Genomic DNA, 17,818 nt, shown 5'->3' with positions numbered 1-17,818 from the left:
TATAGAAAAACCACTAATTCTTAAATGATGAGACTGGATTAGTGGTATGTGTTTAAAGGCTCCTTTATGTAATATTGATAGAGCAAATGAAAGCGTCTTGTTCGATATTAACAAAAAAGAGACGTATGTGATAATAAATAACAAAATTATGTTGACAATTAACATCAATAAGCATATTATGAACACATAAGATGTTCATGATTAACAAGGGTGATACAAAATGCAGCCAAATGAACGCAGAAATGTGATTTTAGAACAATTAAATAAGAATGAAAAGATAGATATCGATGCATTAGCCGAAGAACTCAATGTATCTGCTATGACAATCCGACGAGATTTGAACTATTTGGAGGAACAAGAGCAGATTATCCGAACGCTGGGCGGTGCGATTCTCAATAAGCCACTGGTAATGGAGTCATCATTCCAGACAAAAGAAGGCAAGCATGCTGATGAAAAGCGTAAGATTGCTAAACGGGCTGTTGAGCTGGTGCAGGAACACTTTACAATCCTGCTTGATTCAGGAACAACGACACTTGAGATCGCGAAGCTGCTTAAACAAAAGCAGAATTTGACAGTCGTAACGAATGATATCAAGATTGCAGCCGAGCTGATGGATACTGAGGTTAAGGTGATTCTAACAGGCGGAGAGATGCAGAATAATATCGGGGCGCTATTTGGTCCGCTCACAGAGCAGACATTGCGTAACCTGCATGTAGATCTGTTTTTCCTTGGAGCGCATGCGGTTCACCTGCGAGTTGGTGTGACAGCGCCTACTTTTGAGAAGGCTTCCATTAAAAAATTGATGGTTGAATCAGCGCAGGCTACTTGGCTGGTGGCGGATTCAAGCAAGCTGGATCAGAAGGCGCTTGCTAAGGTTTGTGATTTAGGTGTATTATCCGGTGTCATTTCGGATAGTGGCATAAGGGCTTATCATCCGAGAGAATTACCGGAGCTTTTGGAGGTCGTAGCAGCAGAGGAGGAAGCCTGATGAAGATTGGTGTAATTGCAGATGATCTGACTGGTGGAAATGGAACTGGTGTTAAGCTGACGAAGCTTGGATATAACGTTGCGACGATGGTCTTCTACGACCATCTCCCTTCCTCAGACCAGATCAACGGTGTGATTGTCGATACCGATAGCCGGTATGTTAAGAGAGAGGTCGCGCACCGTCGTGTGAAAACGGTTGCGGAAAACTTGAAGAAGTGGGAGACGGATATCGTCTGCAAGCGGATCGACAGTACTGTACGCGGTAATATCGGTGTTGAGCTTGATACACTGCTCGATGAACTAGGAACACAAGCAGTAGCTGTCGTCGTACCAGCTTATCCGGATTCCGGACGAATCGTATCTGGCGGGTACTTGCTCGTTCACGGCGTACCTGTTCAATTGTCAGATGTGGGTAAGGATCCGGTTAAACCGGTTACGGAATCACATGTGCCAAAACTGGTAGAAAAACAGAGTAAATTTAACGTAGCAAGCATCGGACTAGAGACAATCCTTGCAGGCAAGCAGGCGATCGAGAGCAAGATGCAGGAAGCAATTGACGCCGGTGCCAGAATCATAGTGCCGGATGTTATCACGAATGAAGACATTGATGCAGTTGCAGGTGCCATGGCAGAGCTTGAAGCTTACCAGATGGTGCCAACTGATCCTGGCCCGCTGACAGCAGCATTCGCCCGCGCATTCAGTCGGAAGCGGATGAAGGATAAGAAGATTATCGTCACAGTTGGAAGTGTCACATCGAATAGCTCGAAACAGCTGCAATATCTGAAGGATAAGACGAATCTCCGACCAATTTATGTGGATTCCAAAAAGCTGGCGACAGTGGATGGTGTCTGGGATGAAGAGGTAGATCGGGTCATTGCTCTGGCAAAGCAGGAAATGGAGAAGCAGGATATACTGCTAATCACAACTGATGCACCTGGTTCTGAAATCCTTGATTTGAAAACGCTTGGAGCACAGCAGGGCGTGAGTCAGGATGCGTTAGCGAAACGAATTGCAGACGGACTAGGCAAGATTACCAGAGTAGTAGTACAAGAAAGCAAGTTTGAAATTGGGGGCTGTTTCTCCAGTGGTGGAGATGTAACCGCTTCACTATGCTCGATAAGCAGAGCAGAAGGAATTCAGCTGTTGGATGAAATCTTGCCACTAATCGCTTATGGGAAATTTATGGGAGGATACCTGGATGGCATTCCAATCGTAACCAAAGGCGGCACAGCAGGCGGAATGAAAGCAATTTATACAAGCGTGAAATATTTGGAAGCTAAATTTTAAGGAGGAATAAACAATGACAGAAAGAGCTATTATCGCAATTCCAATGGGAGATCCAGCAGGTATCGGACCGGAAATTACAATGAAGTCACTAACAAAGCAGGAAATTTATGATGTATGTAAACCACTTGTGATCGGTGATACAGCAGTCATCAAAAAAGCTATTGAAATCGTTGAAGCGAATCTAGAGGTAAATGAAGTTTCCTCTCCGACAGAAGGAAAATATGAACTAGGTACTGTCGACGTAATCAATCTGGACAACATTGATATCGAAAAGCTAGAGTACGGTCAAGTTTCCGTTCAAGGCGGCCAAGGCGCGTTCGAATATATCAAGAAATCTGTAGAGCTTGCGATGGATGGTCAAGTACAGGCACTAGCGACAACACCGATTAATAAAGAGTCCTTGAAAGCAGCCAAAGTTCCTTACATCGGACATACAGAAATGCTTGAAGACCTTGCTGGCACGGATGATCCGCTGACAATGTTCGAAGTAAACGGCATGCGTATCTTCTTCCTTACACGTCACCTTTCCTTGAAAGATGCTATCGCGCAGATGACGAAAGAAAGAGTTCAAGATTACCTGATCCGCTGTGACAGAGCACTTCAGCGTCTAGGGGTGGAAAATCGCCGCTTTGCAGTGGCAGGCTTGAACCCGCATAGCGGTGAAGGCGGCTTGTTCGGCTGGGAGGAAGTAGAACAAATCAAACCTGGTATCGAGCTTGCTGTTAAAGACGGTATCGATGCAGTCGGACCAGTTCCTGCAGACTCTGTATTCTTCCAAGCACTTAACGGCAAGTACGATGCAGTTCTTTCCTTGTATCATGACCAAGGTCATATCGCAGCGAAGATGACAGATTTCCACCGTACTGTTTCCATCACGAATGGTCTGCCGTTCTTGCGTACATCCGTTGACCACGGTACAGCATTCGATATTGCTGGTAAAAACATCGCGGAAAGCATCAGCATGGAAGAATGTATCAAAGTTGCAGCACAATATGCACCAAACTTTACTCGTACGACACTTTAAGCAAAACAATATACCGTCAGAAAGGAAGGATGCGTTAGTCCTTCCTTTCTGACGGACAACAATGAAAACACTTACAAAGGGATTTGGGGGAAATCATCATGCCATTACTGATTATAGCTTTAGGTGTACTATTATTGCTTATTATGATTATGGGACTTAAGCTCAATACATTTGTTTCGTTGATTATTGTTTCCTTTATCGTCGCATTGCTGTTAGGCATGCCGATGTCAGAAGTAGTTGGCTCAATTGAAAGCGGTTTAGGCGGTACGCTCGGACATATCGCACTGATATTCGGTATGGGTGCTATGCTTGGCCGTCTGATTGCAGACGCTGGAGGTGCCAATCGAATTGCGACTACGCTTATTGATAGATTCGGTGAAAAACGGATTCAATGGGCAGTTCTATTTGCTTCCTTCATCGTTGGTATTGCTTTGTTCCTTGAAGTAACAATTGTCTTGCTTATTCCGATCATCTTCTCGATCGCAAAAGAATTGAAAGTATCTATCGTGCATCTTGGATTGCCGATGGTAACAGCGGCACTTGCAACACACGCATTCCTTCCGCCGCACCCAGGTCCAACTGCAGTAGCAGCGGAATATGGTGCTAATATTGGACTTATGCTTATTTATGGTATCATCGTTGCAATTCCTACTGTTATCCTTGCAGGTATTCTGTATCCGAAGCTTGCTAAAAGAATTGTTCCGACTGCATGGACACGTGAGGGCAGTGCATCCTTTGGTGTAGCGAAAACATTCAAAGAAGAGGAAATGCCAGGTTTCGGTATCAGTGTCTTCACAGCATTATTCCCGGTTATCCTCATGGCAATCGGTGCGGCTGTGGATATCCTGCAAACATCATTGAAGTTCGATGACAATATGTTGATAGAAATCATTCGTTTTGTGGGTAACTCATCCACAGCAATGGTAATTTCCCTGTTAGTTGCGATATACACAATGGGGATAAGAAGAAATATCCCGATCAAGAAACTGATGGATTCTTGTGGATCTGCTATCAATGCACTTGGTATGCTGCTATTGATCATCGGTGGAGGCGGAGCCTTGAAGCAGGTGCTTATCGATGGTGGTGTAGGTGACTATGTTGCTTCTATCTTTGCAGACACTTCTATGTCACCAGTATTCTTCGCCTGGATGGTCGCGGCAATACTTCGTATCTGTCTTGGATCCGGAACTGTGGCTACACTGACAACTGCAGGTTTGGTCATTCCGTCACTAGGTACAATGCCGGATGTTAACCTGGAGCTGGTTGCTCTTGCCACAGGTGCAGGCAGTGCGATTGCTTCTCATGTCAACGATGCTGGATTCTGGATGGTAAAAGAATCACTTGGTATGACATTGAAAGAAGCCTTTGGTACGTATACGGTACTATCGACCGTTGTAGCTGTTTCTGGTCTAGCATTTACGATGATTTTGGATATCTTCATCTAAGGAAACACCCCGGTCAAGCGATACTTGACCGGGGTGTTTTTTATAGTAGAAACAATGTGATGATCGCTAAGAATAAGCAATAGATAGAGAAATATATCAATTTACCTTTTTTCATGACGTCGATAAACCATTTCAGGGCAAAATAAGTCCCTATGAGAGAGGCGAAAAAAGCTACAGCATACGCGATTAGATAATCCGTAGTAATAGTTTGATTGAACATGTCAGGAATTTCTAGGATACTAGCTCCTAAGCTTACCGGTATATATAGTAAAAAGGAGAACATTAATGCTGTGTCTCGATTCATACCTGTCAGCATGCCTGTCACCACTGTCGCACCGGAGCGACTCACGCCAGGTATAAGAGCTATTGATTGTCCAAGTCCAACCAATAGTGCCTCTTTCCAGCCTATTTTTTTCATATCCTTCGTTCCTTTGATATTTCTGATTAGGAATAAAGATATTGCAGTTAAAAGTAGTGCGATGCCAACCGTAAATGTACTCTTCAGATTCTCTCCAATAAAATCGTTAAATAACAATCCCAATAATGCTGCTGGTATGGTCCCAATAATAAGATAGATGACGAGATTAAAATCATCTTTTTTTGTTTCTTCTCGTTTCACTATGTATTGGTAAGATGACGTAGCCAATCTGGCAATTTGGTTTTTATAAACAAGTATCACAGCGATAAGAGAAGCTGTGTTGACGATTACTTCAAAGTTTAAATCCTTTACTTCTATACCTAACAGATGCTGCGCAATGATTAAATGTCCGCTGGAACTAATAGGAATAGGTTCAGATATTCCCTGGATAAGACCTAAAGAGAGATATTTAACGAGCAAAATCCATAAATCCATAATTAATTTCCTCACTATTTGTTTCTGACTTTTTTCTCACTAGGATACCATATAGAAATGTTGATGATTTGTCAATGTATAGGTAGAAATTTAGCGGTAATGTTGACATATTGTCAACATTACCGCTATCATGGCGAAAGTCGGTAATTTCTAAATGACTTAGTTTTCTTAATTGGAGATGCTCAATATGTTATCGAAAATGAAAGAGCTAGATAAGACGTTATTCTTTTTGGTTATTTGTATTTGCTTATTTGGATTGATTATGGTGTATAGCGCTAGCTACCCATTAGGTTCAATAAAATATAATGCCTCAAACTTCTTTTTTCATCGACAATGGATCTCTTTTTTGATAGGAATTTTTGCTATGACAATAGGTTTTTTCCTGCCCTACAAGCTGTATCAAAAATGGAGTCCGCTTCTTGTTATAGGATCAATGATACTACTCATACTTGTCCTCACACCTTGGTTTGGAGAAGTTCGGAATAACTCCCAGCGTTGGCTGCAGTTAGGTCCTCTCGTCCTCCAACCGGGAGAATTCGTGAAGTTTACAATGGTTGTCTATTTTGCATCTGTTTGCGGAAAAAAACATAAGGCACTTACAAGTTTCAGAAAAGAATTATTACCGCCGCTCTTACTGCTAGGGGTGGTATTCCTACTTATTCTTATGCAGCCGGATCTAGGGACTGCTACTTCTATAGCAATACCTTGTTTCTTTATTCTGCTATGTGCGGGTATCAAGAAACGTCATCTGTTCGCCATCGCTGGAGTTGGTGCATGTGCTGTAATTTATTTAGCTGTATCTGCTCCTTATCGATTAGCACGTATTTTATCCTTTCAAAACCCATTCAGTGATCCGAATGGTAAAGGCTATCAGCTGATTAATGGTTATGAAGCCATCGCTTCTGGCGGTGTGTTTGGAAAAGGTATGGGAGGCAGTGTTCAGAAACTCGGTTTTCTTCCCGAAGCTCATACCGATTTTATTATGGCAGTCGTTTTGGAGGAACTGGGTACTTTGGGGCTGGCTGTAGTGTTCTTCCTTTATTTTGGGTTTCTCATAAAAGGAGTCTACATAGCATTGCATGCAAAGAATTCATACGGAACTTTATTGACGATTGGGTTTTTGTTTCAGATTATGGTTCAAGTAGTTTTTAACTTAGGTGCAGTTGCCGGTCTTTTACCGATTACGGGGATACCATTGCCCTTTATCAGTTATGGCGGTTCCTCTCTTATTGTGAATCTATTTACGATGGGTATTATTTTGCAGATATCGCGGAATGCCAAACAAATCCGCATTCCTATCGTGGAAAGAAGGCGTTAACTATGTTTGTAAAGAAATTGCGGTTGGCCGAGTTGGATAAGCTGATCTTAATCATATTATGTTTGTTGTGCGGAATCAGTATTTTGTTCATTTTTAGTACGCAGTCTGGAGGGCAATTCGGTGCCCAGAATTTTGCATTGAAGCAATCTATCAATTATGTAATTGGCTTTACTTTATTGTTATTGTTCAGACTATTGGATTTGAATCAGCTTCGTTTACTAGCTTGGTCATTCTACATCGTTTCAGTTTTGTCTCTATTGTTTCTTACTATTGCACCGGAATCGATTGCGCCTAATATATTGGGGGCGAAGAGATGGTTCAGTATTCCTTTCGTAGGATCTATCCAGCCATCAGAGTTTTTCCGTATTAGTTTAATTGTAATAGTAGCCAAATTAATAGCAGATCTTAAAGAAAAGAGCTTACATAGAACAATGCAGGAGGATTTGCTTCTACTGGGTAAGATATTGCTGGTAACGATTCCTCCTAGCTTACTTGTCTATCAGCAGCCAGATACAGGTATGGTCATGCTTTACATGTTTGCGATAGTGGCAATGTTAGGAATGATAAAACTTAATAAAATTGTGGTGACAATAGGCATACTTGTTCCTTTACTAGCTATCAGTATAATTGCTTGCTTATTCTTATTTAAACCAGAGATTATTTATGATGACGTTATACCGAAGCTGAAACCTCATCAGCAGGACCGAATCATTGGCTGGCTGGATCCAAGTAATAACAGCAACCAAGCTTTTCAAAGCAGAAGATCTGTTTTAGCAGTTGGCACAGGCGGATTGATAGGAAAAGGAATAGAAGGCGGAAATGTGTATGTCCCGGAAAAGCACACAGATTTTATCTTTGCTTCTATTGCAGAAGAGGGAGGTTTTCTGACGGGGGCAGCTGTTATTTTGCTCTTTTTCCTACTAATAACGAGAATTTTAGAAATAGGTTCAAAGAGTAATGATCCATTCGGAACTTATATCTGTGCCGGATTGGCTTTGAGTCTGACTATACAAATAGTGCAGAACATAGGTATGGTAGAGGGAATGTTACCAGTTAAAGGCATTGCTCTTCCGTTTTTAACATATGGAGGGAGCTCTTTATTTTCTAATATGATTCTTCTGGGAATTGTTATGTCTGTTCGGAATACATATGCCCATCAGTTTTTTGGAGAACCGAAAAAATCTATTTAGAAAATCGAAAGATATCGAAATAATAAAAAGCCTAAAATAAGAGAAATCGCCCCCATCAAGCTGAGACATATAGAGCACCTCCAAAGTCGGAAACAAATTATTAAGTTCCGTAACAATTATGGAGGTGTTTTTTTATGGGATCAATAAATGAGGGGGCGGACCCAGTACAGTAATCTGCTTTTATAAGTCTTTATTTATGACAATAGCGAGTTTATAGTTTGCATACTGGTTTAAGGATTCCAAAAACGCATTCATTGTTTCGTTAGACTGAAATTTACATTCTAGGAGGTAACAGCCATCTCCGCTGATTTTGTAGTTCTGGATAATAGACGCTTTTTGTGTATTCACAAACGATAGATAAGGCATGTGATTTGTATTTTGTATAATGATGGTTATGAAAGCGTGTATGTAAAATCCCATTTTGACTTCATTAACTTTTATTGTATAAGCTTCGATAATACCGCTATCCTCTAATTTTGCCACTCTAGCTGACGCAGCAGGTCCAGTCAAATGGACTTTTTCACCTAGCTCCTTCATGGTGACTCGACTGTTCTTAGAAAGTTCTTTTAGGATATGAATATCTGTATTGTCTAACATGATGTAACTCCTTTCATTAATAAAGTCAACTAGCCAAAAGACTTTACTTAGAGTATGTATCTATAGATAGGTCATTATATAGAATATACATAGTGCCGTGGAAAGTACAAAAAAGAGGAGCGAAATTTTTATGAATATAACCACAATACGTAATGCAACAATCGTAGTCGAGTATGCAGGGAAAAAGTTTTTAATAGACCCAATGTTAGCAGACAAAGGTTCATTTCCGCCTTTTCCAAATTCCCCTAGGCAAGATCAAAAGAACCCTGTCGTAAGTTTACCACTTTCAATTGATAGTATAATCCAGGATATTGATGCTGTTATTGTCACGCATCTGCACACAGATCACTGGGATGATGCAGCTAAAGATGCGTTACCAAAAGAGCTTAAAGTATTTTCCCAAAATGACGAAGATGCAAAAGAGATTCGAAAAGCAGGTTTTGAAAATGTTGAAGTTCTTACGACTGAAACTGTCTTTGAAGGTGTTCAATTAATCAAAACAAAAGGTGAACACGGCAGAGGAGAAATATTAAAAATGGCAGGGCTTGTTTGCGGCATTGTGTTTAAGCATGAGAGCGAACAAACATTATATGTAGCTGGCGATACAGTCTGGTACGAGGAAGTTGGAAATACAATCGATACTCATAAACCGGAGGTTATCGTGGTTAACGCTGGCGATAATCAATTTTTAGAGGGCGGTTCTCTGGTAATGGGGAAAGAAGACGTCTATGAAGTGTATAAAGCAGCCACCAATGCAAAGATTATTGCAGTGCATATGGAAGCGGTCAACCATTGGACATTGTCTAAGGAAGAATTGAAAAGCTTTAGTCATGAAAAAGGTATCAACTCAAATGTGTTAGTACCGGATGATGGCGAATCATATACCTTCTAACAGAAGGACTTATAAAAGCTTATTAAAAAAGGAGAACAGCCCGGCTGTTCTCCTTTCCTTTATATTACTGAGCTAGGTAACCGCCATCCACTACAAGCGTTTCACCTGTTACGAAGTCGTTTTCTGTCAAGAATACGATAGCATGTGCAATTTCATCAGCTTTGCCAAGACGGCCGATTGGGTGTTTTGCTACAAGGCTATCATAGAAGTCTCCAAGAGCTTCTTTGTTTACCATTCCTGATTCTACGAAGCCTGGGTTTACAGCGTTAACACGAATGTTTTTATCGCCATATTCCACAGCTAGAGATTTAGTCAATGTGTTAACAGCACCTTTGCTGGCATTGTAAGAGAACGCGCCGGGCTGTGCAACGAAGCCTAGTACAGAAGACGTGTTGATGATGACACCACCACCTGATTTCAGCATTTCTTGGATAGCATATTTGGAAGCCAAGAAAATACCATCCTGGTTGATTGCGATTACTTTGCGGTAATCTTCATAAGATAGCTCATGAGTTGCGCCCATGCCACCGATACCAGCGTTGTTTACAAGAATATCAACTTGACCGTAGTGTGCTACTGTTTGATCGATCAAATTTTTAATAGAATCTTGTTCAGCAGCGTTGAACTCGATGAATAGAACGTCTCCGCCAGCTGCTTTCAGTCTGTCAGTTTCTCTTTGTCCTGCTTCAGCGTTATAGTCTGCAATAACTACTTTACCGCCTTTATTTACATAAGCTTCTGCGGCTGCAAGGCCGATACCAGATGCTGCTCCTGTAACGATTGCTACTTTTCCTTCGATTGTTGACATATACGTTACCCCCAGTATGTTTAGGTAAATTATCCTACAACTTTATGATGAACTTTTGAACTAGATAAGTCAAGAAATTGACACATTATTTGCATGTTTTTCATATTAAAAGAGAAGTGTTTGGCAGACACTCCTCTTTAGTGTTTCTATTCTTTTACATACTTATACATAATTGCCTCATACGGTCTCAATGTATTCTGGTTATCCACATGTGGATAATTGCTGATGACACAATTCTTTTTATCCCAATCATCCACACACTCATTGGGGATATCGTACTGAGCGTCCGTATCTGTCATATTCAGAAGGATAACCCATTCCTCATTTTCCAATCGACGTATATACCCAAAGATTTGCTCGTGATCGTTTAGGATAATTTCAAAGTCCCCGTACACCATAATGGAACTTTCCTTGCGCAGCCGTATCAGCTTTCTGTAAAACTGCAGAACGGAATCTGGATTATCAACACCCGATTGCACGTTAATTTCTTTATAATTCGGATTAACCGGAAGCCAAGGTGTGCCAGTTGTGAATCCTGCTTGTTCAGATGTATCCCACTGCATTGGGGTTCTGGCATGGTCACGCGTCTTTTCTCGTATCCGGTCCATAATAGTCGTTATAGAAGCACCTTGCCGTTTACTTTTAAATCATAGTAGCTGAGTGCTTCTCGGTCATCTATTGAGTCTATAGAATCAAAATGCGGAAAGTTGGTCATACCAAGTTCTTCTCCCTGAAAAATGAACGGCGTCCCACGTAAAGTATGGAGCATAGTAGCTAACAGCTTTGCTGATGGAATCCTATATTCTCCATCATCTGCAAAGGTAGAAACCATTCGCGGTGCATCATGGTGGCTGAGGTATAAGCCGAACCAGCCGCCATCATCGCCGACGTCCTTCTGCCATTTGCGAAGTACCTCTCGAAAATCATGTACTGTCCATTTCTTACTCTTGTATTTATCCTCATCCTGATCAGCGAGCTCAGATGCTTCAGCAGACAGTACCATATCCAATTCTTCCCGCTCTTGCTTTGTATACCGAAGTACATCATGATCATGTACGGCAGAGGTTTCGCCTGCTGTGAAGAATTCGAAATCCCTTTTCAGCTCTTTGTTCATTTCATGCAGATAGTCGTGGATGTGCGGACCGTTTTTATAGAATTCCTCACCTTTAGCCTGTAATGTCTCTTGATCAGAATCTGGGAAGCGTCGATCCTTCGAGATGACATTTACTGCATCAATACGGAAACCGTCAATTCCTTTTTCCAGCCAGAAACGCATAATGTCATATATTTCTTGGCGAACTTGAGGGTTATCCCAATTCAAATCAGGCTGTTTGTCGCTGTACAGATGCAAATAATATTCCTCTGTCTGCTCGTTCCACGTCCACGCAGGGCGTCCAAGATGGGAGCGCCAATTCGAAGGTAGAGTGCCATCGGGGTTTTCTTTTTCCCAAATATAATAATTATGATAAGGATTATCCTTAGAGGATCTCGCTTGTTGGAACCATTCATGTTCAATGGAGGTATGATTCGGTACGATATCGAGTACAAGCTTAATGCCGCGACGATGAAATTCAGTCAGTATGTTTTCAAATTGTTCCATTGTCCCATACTCTGGTTGAATGGATCTAAAATTCTTTACATCATAGCCGCGGTCAACATCTGCGGATACATAGATCGGCGGAAGCCATACTGTATCCACTCCGAGATATTCTAAGTAATCTATTTTCTCTAAGATACCGCCAAAATCCCCGATTCCATCTCCATTGCTGTCTTTAAAGCTGCGAGTATACAATTCGTAAATAACACTTTCCTTCCAGTACTTCCTCTCCATCTAATCACCTGTCCTCCAAAATTTTCTTGTAGGACTATTCCCTTAGTAGAGATAAACGAAAACCGCCAAGCTCATTGAGAGAAGGCGGTTTTGTGTTAGCTGCGTATTTTCTTGATGATAAAGAAACAAGCTGCTGCAGCAATTCCAGCTGCAGCATACGGGGAGATTTCCAGCTTTATTTTTATAGAAAACTTCATCGCTTTTTCTTCCCTTTATAATCGAAGGATATTATAAAAAAGTGGCCACACGAAATGTTGATTTCCTCCGATTATTCTTTAGACTCTTGCTTAGTCGCAGCTATTTTTTTAGATCTGCGGTACAGCAATAATCCAGCCAATCCATAGACTAGTCCAAGCACAACAAAAGCAATTCCTAAATAAAATTTATCACTAGCCCAAATCATCACACCGATTCCTGCGAGAATACAAAGTGTACCAAGGAAAATTATATAAAGGGCGTTCTTTTTTAACATAAATAAAAGCCTCCTAAACGGGTGTTAAGCTCGTACTATTATAACAGAAAGCAGACAGTTTGAAGCCGTATCTATTAATCTGGAAAACTTTCCGATAAGATGGATCTAAGAAATATTATGGGAGGTAGGCAGCATGCTGAGTTTGGTTCCATTAATGATTGAACGGATGGGGATCATCCTGATAACGGTTTTCCTGTTCTCCCAATTGAAAGCGTTTAGACGGCTTATTCTTCACAACCATTCGTTGAAGAGAACCTGCTGTTATTGCTTATAATCGGATTCAAAGTTCCGGTGAGCAGAACTTATGTGAGAGAAGTGAAGGGAGCGATTTAGTATATGAATGAGCTGTTTAAGGCGATTAGTTTAAGAGAAGCAGGCAAGCTGGCGGAAGCTAATGAAAGATTGATTGAGTTGGCTTCCGCTTATCCAGATGATGCTGAAGTACAGTATCAATGTGCGTGGAGCTTTGATGTACTTGGACAGGAAGCGGCTGCTGTACCTTATTATGAACGTGGAATTGAACTGGGATTACCAAAGGAGCAAGAGGAGGGAGCCTATTTAGGTTTAGGAAGTACCTACCGGACATTAGGAAATTATAAAAAAGCTGAGCAAACCTTGAAAGAAGCAATGAATCTGTTCCCGAAAAATAATGCTTTCCCTGTTTTCTACGCCATGGTGAAATATAATCAAAAAGAACATAGTGAAGCGATGAAGATTCTTCTCCAATTGCTTGCCGAAACAACATCCGATAATGATATTTTGGAATATCAGAGGGCAATTGCTTTTTATGCGGATAAGCTGGATATCGTGTGGAACTAAAGAGCATCTGTTAAGCAACAGATGCTCTTTTTTTCTGGAATAAATAATCTGTACTATAACATATCAATAAAATGTCTCGTAATAAAAAAATCCCCTCTCTTTATGCAAGAGAGGGGATTTTGCTTCTATTATTGTGCTGTATATCCGCCATCAACGATCAAGCTGTTACCAGTCATATAAGAAGAGTCATCAGAAGCTAGGAATAACACAGCTTTCGCCATTTCTTCCGCTTTACCAAGACGCTTCATTGGAGTCATCGTGGAAAGTGCAGCTTTGTCATCTTCCGGAATGATTGGAGTGTCGATGAAGCCTGGGCATAGTGAATTTACGCGGATGTTTTTGTCCGCATATTCAAGTGCTAGAGAACGTGTAAGGTTCACGACGCCGCCTTTAGCCGCATTATATGCTGCAGATCCAGGTGATCCTACCCAACCATACATAGAGGCAGTGTTCACGATAGTGCCGCCGCCATTCAAAAGCATGACGCGAAGTGCCTCACGGGCAACTAAGAATACACCGTCCAGGTCTACGTTCACTGTGTTGCGCCATTCGGAATAATCCAAGTCATGCGAAGGGTGAACGCGTCCGATGCCGGCATTATTGAATACAATATCGACTTTTCCAAAAGCAGAAACTGCTTGTTTGAACAAATCAGCTACTTCGTTTTCACTAGTAATATTTGTTTTGATGAAGACTGCTTCTGTACCAGCTGCTTTAAGCTCTTCCTCCACCATTTTTCCTTTTTCTTCGTTTAAGTCGACTAATACGAGCTTAGCGCCTTCCGCTGCGAAAAGACGAGCTGTAGCAGCGCCAATCCCTGATGCGCCCCCTGTAATTAGTGCAACTTTATTTTGTAATTTCCCCATTTTTGTTTCCCCCAGTATAATAGAATTAAATCGGTTACAATCTAATTGTAATACTTTGGACACATTTCTCAATCAGTAGCTGAAAAGCAGATGTCTAATTATTAGACAGATAATCCAATAATGTCTGACTAAGGGGGGATTTTTTAATGGAATATGAACAAGATTCGACATCTAAACGGCGCAATCGGACAAAAGAGCATTTCCGTGAGGCGTTGATCAAGCTGATAAAGAAAAAGGGGTATCATGGGGTCACAGTGAAAGATATTGTCGAAGAAGCAGCTTATAATCGCAGTACATTCTACTTCCATTATCAAGATAAAATCGAGTTGGCAGAGGATCTGCTCGACAAAATGTTTACGGGGCTGGAGGACGCTGCGGGTATTATGTACACACTAGGAAGAAAAACATCTACAAAAGATATAGATGTCCCGTCCTTCTCACTTATTGCGTATATTTACGAAAATAAAAGCTTCTTTGAGCTAATCAAATATGAAGACACATTGCCGGGTATGCATACTCGCTTTCCAAATGCTATTAAGAACATATATGAAAAGCAATTTGAATTTGAGACAATCAATGAGATGCATGTGAATATGAACTACTTCAAGATTTATACGGCTTTTGGATTCTACGGACTTGTCCGCAACTTGATTGCGGAGGATTTCCGGATTCCTGAGGAGCAATTCACAAAAGATGTTATTGAATTATCACAAACGCATATTCAATCTTTCAAATACATCGGACGTTAGTTCAAATAAAACAAGCTCAACCTCACATATGCCAGCGAGGTTGAGCTTGTTATGTTTACCTTGATAGTAATTCGAGCAGAATTGAAAGCTTGTTACACAGGTTTATTTTCTTCTTCTTCTTCTTCTGCTTTCCACCATAAGGCATCCTCTGGATTCTCAACAGCTTCTTTAAATTCTGACTTCGTTGCAACTGTTGGGTAAGATCCTTTTAAGGATTTTCCTGAAGTACTCTTGAACAAGAATAGAATCACAAGGAATCCAATGATACTCACGATTGTTAAATACCAGCCAGGTGCTAAGTTATTCCCTGTTTGGTGGACGAGCCATGTGGAAACTAGTGGTGTAGTACCACCGAAAATGGAAACCGAGACATTAAACGTGACCGATAATGTTCGGTAACGTATATCTGTGTAAAACATCGTCGGCAATGATCCAGGGATGGAGCCTTCATACGTTGCAAGCAGCACACCAAGAATGAGAATACCTATCGAAACAAATACCAAACCATTCAAGTTCACTAAGTAAAAAGCAAACGCAGAAAGCAGTGTTAATCCGCCTAACCCAATTAAGAATACAGTTTTGTTTCCAATTTTATCACTGAGCCTACCGAACAGTAATGTTAATGGCACCATGATGATCATGACAAGCGTAATTAATACGGTACCTACAGTACTGGATAAGCCAATAATCTCATCTAAATAGGATGGCATGTAAGATAATAGCATATAGTTTGTCACATTAAAGAATGCTACTGCTACGAAACAAACAATAATATCTTTTTTATGGTTTTTCAGTATAGACAGGAAGCTTTCTTCCTCTTGTTCTTGACCTTCATTATTTGAAAGTTCATTTTCAAAAATTGGTGATTCCTCTAAGCTTTTTCTCAGATACATCCCAACTAGTCCTAATGGTAAGCCAAGCAGAAACGGTAATCTCCATCCCCATGAAGCCATCTGTTCATCAGATAAAACGATAAAGAGCAAACTGGCAACTAGTGAAGCTAATATATAGCCTGTGAGCGTACCAATTTCTAATCCGCTTCCCAGAATATTACGCTTATTATCTGGAGATGATTCTGCAATATAGACCATTGCCCCAGCGTATTCACCGCCAGTTGAAAACCCTTGAATAATTCTTGCGGTTAATAAGAGTATCGGTGCCCATATACCTATTTGATCATATGTAGGCAATAATCCGATGAGTAATGTAGAAAAGGCCATCAATATGATTGTGGTCGTTAAAACGACTTTTCTTCCTAATCTATCGCCAATCTTACCGAATATAATTCCGCCCACTGGACGCATCAAAAAGGCAATCGCAAATGTTGCAAAGGTGAACACTAATTTCAGCTCATCATTCTGAACAGCACTAAAAAAGTTTTGACTAATAATAACAGCTAAGTAAGAATATAAACCAAAATCGAACCATTCCATAGCGTTCCCTACTCCGGTAGCAAACACACTTTTCTTCGCTGTTTGAATATCTACAACGTTAATCTTTTTCTTATTGAATTTCATTTTTTTTCAACTCCATGGTATACGGTTATACAAGGACAACAAATACAGTTAAACTGGCTTCAAATCACTGCATTTCCCTTTGGGAATCAGGGGTAAAACCAGCAAAGCTGTAACATGAGGAAAATGTATCTAACTGTAAACACCCATACTTTTTGATTTAAGGTTTGATCCATCGCGATCCGCTTTATGTAACATATTGTGTGCAAAAGCTTCATAACCATACTGATAATGATTTAAAAAATGTAATTAAAAAAAGCTTTCAAAGTGTATTTGAAAGTTTTTTGATTCAGTAAGTTAAATTGTATCAAGCTTAATAAATCAACTAGCAAAGGAGAGCGCATCCTCCCTTCGTCTACACATATTTCCATCTATTCACTGAATACACAGCATGGTTATCATCCAAGACAATGATGACCCCTTGTATTACCTCTTTTATTTAACTGATATTAAATACCCTAACAAACCAAAGACTAAACATAAAATAGTTTGCTTTTTACTATTAGCATTGAAAATCGGATATATACCACAGTGTACTTCTCTTGTTTTTTTCTATATAATACCGACATGAATTCATATACACATCGCAAAGCAATTTGATCCGTATATAGGTAACAGTATAAGCAGCAAAACAGATAGAAATAGAGGTGCCAAGATGAAATTCAGTGAATATGAAACAGGACAGCGCTACGAAACGAAAGCACTTAAGCTTTCGAAAGAAGACATTATCGAATTTGCCAAAGTATACGATCCTCAATACATGCATATAGACGAAGAAAAGGCCCAGCAAGGACGCTTCGGAAATTTGATTGCGTCTGGTATGCAGACGATGAGCACTTCCTTCAAGCTGTGGGTTGAGACTGGTGTTTACGGAGAGCACGTAGTAGCCGGGACTGGAATGAACAATATCCAATTTATCAAGCCAGTTTTTCCAGATGATGAGCTGCGGGTTGTCGTAGAAGTGATCGAGACAGTCGCAAAACGTCGCGGCAATGGTATCGTAACGGTGCAGTTAAGCACGTATAATCAAGATGAAGTGAAAGTATTTCAAGCGGAACTTAGCGCACTTATTGATAATTAATAGAAAGAGGCTGGGAAATAACTAAATTCCCATTGCTTAAAACCGAATATTATTCTTGAGCGCCGTTTCGGCAGAACACTACGCT

The 17,818-nt window shown here is 40.6% G+C and carries 18 protein-coding genes; 10 read left to right on the top strand and 8 right to left on the bottom strand.

The window, feature by feature from the left end:
- Positions 1-220: 220 nt before the first annotated feature.
- The 4 genes from AE2B122_RS09595 (at position 221) to AE2B122_RS09580 (ending at position 4,743) form a co-directional block, all read left to right on the top strand.
- On the top strand, positions 221-988 hold the full coding sequence (locus AE2B122_RS09595; RefSeq protein ID WP_095269457.1) for a DeoR/GlpR family DNA-binding transcription regulator: 768 nt from the start codon (positions 221-223) through the stop codon (positions 986-988).
- The gene (locus AE2B122_RS09590) at positions 988-2,274 is read left to right on the top strand and encodes a four-carbon acid sugar kinase family protein (protein ID WP_095219831.1); all 1,287 of its coding nucleotides are present in this window, start codon (positions 988-990) and stop codon (positions 2,272-2,274) included. The genes AE2B122_RS09595 and AE2B122_RS09590 overlap by 1 nt, the downstream gene beginning before the upstream one ends.
- A gap of 13 nt (positions 2,275-2,287) precedes the next feature.
- Complete coding sequence (gene pdxA / locus AE2B122_RS09585; RefSeq protein WP_095219832.1) at positions 2,288-3,298, top strand: 4-hydroxythreonine-4-phosphate dehydrogenase PdxA; 1,011 nt, start codon at positions 2,288-2,290, stop codon at positions 3,296-3,298.
- 98 nt (positions 3,299-3,396) lie between these two features.
- Positions 3,397-4,743, top strand: a complete 1,347-nt coding sequence (locus AE2B122_RS09580; protein ID WP_095219833.1) for a gluconate:H+ symporter — start codon at positions 3,397-3,399, stop codon at positions 4,741-4,743.
- A gap of 40 nt (positions 4,744-4,783) precedes the next feature.
- Here the strand turns inward: AE2B122_RS09580 and AE2B122_RS09575 are convergent, their stop codons facing one another.
- On the bottom strand, positions 4,784-5,596 hold the full coding sequence (locus AE2B122_RS09575) for a TSUP family transporter (RefSeq protein WP_175073912.1): 813 nt from the start codon (positions 5,594-5,596) through the stop codon (positions 4,784-4,786).
- Between the two features lie 187 nt (positions 5,597-5,783).
- On the opposite strand from AE2B122_RS09575, the gene ftsW reads away from it, so the two are divergent.
- Together ftsW and AE2B122_RS09565 are read left to right on the top strand one after the other, a co-directional pair.
- The gene (gene ftsW, locus AE2B122_RS09570; protein WP_095219835.1) at positions 5,784-6,914 is read left to right on the top strand and encodes a putative lipid II flippase FtsW; all 1,131 of its coding nucleotides are present in this window, start codon (positions 5,784-5,786) and stop codon (positions 6,912-6,914) included.
- Between the two features lie 2 nt (positions 6,915-6,916).
- Positions 6,917-8,104 carry an FtsW/RodA/SpoVE family cell cycle protein gene (locus tag AE2B122_RS09565; RefSeq protein WP_175073911.1) on the top strand — a complete coding sequence of 396 codons (1,188 nt, stop codon included), beginning with the start codon at positions 6,917-6,919 and terminating at the stop codon, positions 8,102-8,104.
- Positions 8,105-8,284: 180 nt separating this feature from the next.
- Here AE2B122_RS09565 and AE2B122_RS09560 read toward each other — a convergent pair whose 3' ends face one another.
- Positions 8,285-8,701, bottom strand: a complete 417-nt coding sequence (locus AE2B122_RS09560) for an Lrp/AsnC family transcriptional regulator (protein ID WP_175073910.1) — start codon at positions 8,699-8,701, stop codon at positions 8,285-8,287.
- 130 nt (positions 8,702-8,831) lie between these two features.
- Here AE2B122_RS09560 and AE2B122_RS09555 point away from each other — a divergent pair, with 130 nt between their 5' ends.
- The gene (locus AE2B122_RS09555; protein ID WP_175073909.1) at positions 8,832-9,593 is read left to right on the top strand and encodes an MBL fold metallo-hydrolase; all 762 of its coding nucleotides are present in this window, start codon (positions 8,832-8,834) and stop codon (positions 9,591-9,593) included.
- Between the two features lie 64 nt (positions 9,594-9,657).
- Here AE2B122_RS09555 and AE2B122_RS09550 read toward each other — a convergent pair whose 3' ends face one another.
- From AE2B122_RS09550 to AE2B122_RS09535, 4 genes are all read right to left on the bottom strand, one after another.
- Positions 9,658-10,401 carry an SDR family NAD(P)-dependent oxidoreductase gene (locus tag AE2B122_RS09550; RefSeq protein WP_095219839.1) on the bottom strand — a complete coding sequence of 248 codons (744 nt, stop codon included), beginning with the start codon at positions 10,399-10,401 and terminating at the stop codon, positions 9,658-9,660.
- Between the two features lie 146 nt (positions 10,402-10,547).
- Complete coding sequence (locus AE2B122_RS09545) at positions 10,548-11,009, bottom strand: alpha-glucosidase C-terminal domain-containing protein (protein WP_175073908.1); 462 nt, start codon at positions 11,007-11,009, stop codon at positions 10,548-10,550.
- Between the two features lie 8 nt (positions 11,010-11,017).
- Positions 11,018-12,232 carry an alpha-amylase family glycosyl hydrolase gene (locus AE2B122_RS09540; RefSeq protein ID WP_175073907.1) on the bottom strand — a complete coding sequence of 405 codons (1,215 nt, stop codon included), beginning with the start codon at positions 12,230-12,232 and terminating at the stop codon, positions 11,018-11,020.
- A gap of 268 nt (positions 12,233-12,500) precedes the next feature.
- The gene (locus AE2B122_RS09535; protein ID WP_175073906.1) at positions 12,501-12,704 is read right to left on the bottom strand and encodes a hypothetical protein; all 204 of its coding nucleotides are present in this window, start codon (positions 12,702-12,704) and stop codon (positions 12,501-12,503) included.
- Between the two features lie 336 nt (positions 12,705-13,040).
- On the opposite strand from AE2B122_RS09535, the gene AE2B122_RS09530 reads away from it, so the two are divergent.
- Complete coding sequence (locus tag AE2B122_RS09530) at positions 13,041-13,523, top strand: tetratricopeptide repeat protein (protein WP_095269439.1); 483 nt, start codon at positions 13,041-13,043, stop codon at positions 13,521-13,523.
- Positions 13,524-13,651: 128 nt separating this feature from the next.
- Here the strand turns inward: AE2B122_RS09530 and AE2B122_RS09525 are convergent, their stop codons facing one another.
- On the bottom strand, positions 13,652-14,389 hold the full coding sequence (locus AE2B122_RS09525; protein ID WP_175073905.1) for an SDR family NAD(P)-dependent oxidoreductase: 738 nt from the start codon (positions 14,387-14,389) through the stop codon (positions 13,652-13,654).
- A 146-nt stretch (positions 14,390-14,535) separates the two neighbouring features.
- Here AE2B122_RS09525 and AE2B122_RS09520 point away from each other — a divergent pair, with 146 nt between their 5' ends.
- Complete coding sequence (locus AE2B122_RS09520) at positions 14,536-15,138, top strand: TetR/AcrR family transcriptional regulator (RefSeq protein WP_095269435.1); 603 nt, start codon at positions 14,536-14,538, stop codon at positions 15,136-15,138.
- A gap of 92 nt (positions 15,139-15,230) precedes the next feature.
- Here AE2B122_RS09520 and AE2B122_RS09515 read toward each other — a convergent pair whose 3' ends face one another.
- Positions 15,231-16,655, bottom strand: coding sequence for an MFS transporter (locus AE2B122_RS09515; protein WP_175073904.1), 1,425 nt, complete (start codon positions 16,653-16,655; stop codon positions 15,231-15,233).
- A 652-nt stretch (positions 16,656-17,307) separates the two neighbouring features.
- On the opposite strand from AE2B122_RS09515, the gene AE2B122_RS09510 reads away from it, so the two are divergent.
- Complete coding sequence (locus AE2B122_RS09510) at positions 17,308-17,733, top strand: MaoC family dehydratase (RefSeq protein WP_095269431.1); 426 nt, start codon at positions 17,308-17,310, stop codon at positions 17,731-17,733.
- Positions 17,734-17,818: the final 85 nt, after the last annotated feature.

Source organism: Terribacillus sp. AE2B 122 (assembly GCF_902497585.1).
Taxonomy (GTDB): Bacteria; Bacillota; Bacilli; order Bacillales; family Amphibacillaceae; genus Terribacillus; species Terribacillus saccharophilus_A.
The sequence above is the reverse complement of the archived record's forward strand: the minus strand, read 5'-3'. Positions and strand labels throughout refer to the sequence as shown.

Coding starts and splice junctions, on each gene's coding strand:
- AE2B122_RS09595 (WP_095269457.1), top strand. CDS start 221: ATGCAGCCAAATGAACGCAGAAATGTGATTTTAGAACAATTAAATAAG.
- AE2B122_RS09590 (WP_095219831.1), top strand. CDS start 988: ATGAAGATTGGTGTAATTGCAGATGATCTGACTGGTGGAAATGGAACT.
- pdxA (WP_095219832.1), top strand. CDS start 2,288: ATGACAGAAAGAGCTATTATCGCAATTCCAATGGGAGATCCAGCAGGT.
- AE2B122_RS09580 (WP_095219833.1), top strand. CDS start 3,397: ATGCCATTACTGATTATAGCTTTAGGTGTACTATTATTGCTTATTATG.
- AE2B122_RS09575 (WP_175073912.1), bottom strand. CDS start 5,596: ATGGATTTATGGATTTTGCTCGTTAAATATCTCTCTTTAGGTCTTATC.
- ftsW (WP_095219835.1), top strand. CDS start 5,784: ATGTTATCGAAAATGAAAGAGCTAGATAAGACGTTATTCTTTTTGGTT.
- AE2B122_RS09565 (WP_175073911.1), top strand. CDS start 6,917: ATGTTTGTAAAGAAATTGCGGTTGGCCGAGTTGGATAAGCTGATCTTA.
- AE2B122_RS09560 (WP_175073910.1), bottom strand. CDS start 8,701: ATGTTAGACAATACAGATATTCATATCCTAAAAGAACTTTCTAAGAAC.
- AE2B122_RS09555 (WP_175073909.1), top strand. CDS start 8,832: ATGAATATAACCACAATACGTAATGCAACAATCGTAGTCGAGTATGCA.
- AE2B122_RS09550 (WP_095219839.1), bottom strand. CDS start 10,401: ATGTCAACAATCGAAGGAAAAGTAGCAATCGTTACAGGAGCAGCATCT.
- AE2B122_RS09545 (WP_175073908.1), bottom strand. CDS start 11,009: ATGGACCGGATACGAGAAAAGACGCGTGACCATGCCAGAACCCCAATG.
- AE2B122_RS09540 (WP_175073907.1), bottom strand. CDS start 12,232: ATGGAGAGGAAGTACTGGAAGGAAAGTGTTATTTACGAATTGTATACT.
- AE2B122_RS09535 (WP_175073906.1), bottom strand. CDS start 12,704: ATGTTAAAAAAGAACGCCCTTTATATAATTTTCCTTGGTACACTTTGT.
- AE2B122_RS09530 (WP_095269439.1), top strand. CDS start 13,041: ATGAATGAGCTGTTTAAGGCGATTAGTTTAAGAGAAGCAGGCAAGCTG.
- AE2B122_RS09525 (WP_175073905.1), bottom strand. CDS start 14,389: ATGGGGAAATTACAAAATAAAGTTGCACTAATTACAGGGGGCGCATCA.
- AE2B122_RS09520 (WP_095269435.1), top strand. CDS start 14,536: ATGGAATATGAACAAGATTCGACATCTAAACGGCGCAATCGGACAAAA.
- AE2B122_RS09515 (WP_175073904.1), bottom strand. CDS start 16,655: ATGAAATTCAATAAGAAAAAGATTAACGTTGTAGATATTCAAACAGCG.
- AE2B122_RS09510 (WP_095269431.1), top strand. CDS start 17,308: ATGAAATTCAGTGAATATGAAACAGGACAGCGCTACGAAACGAAAGCA.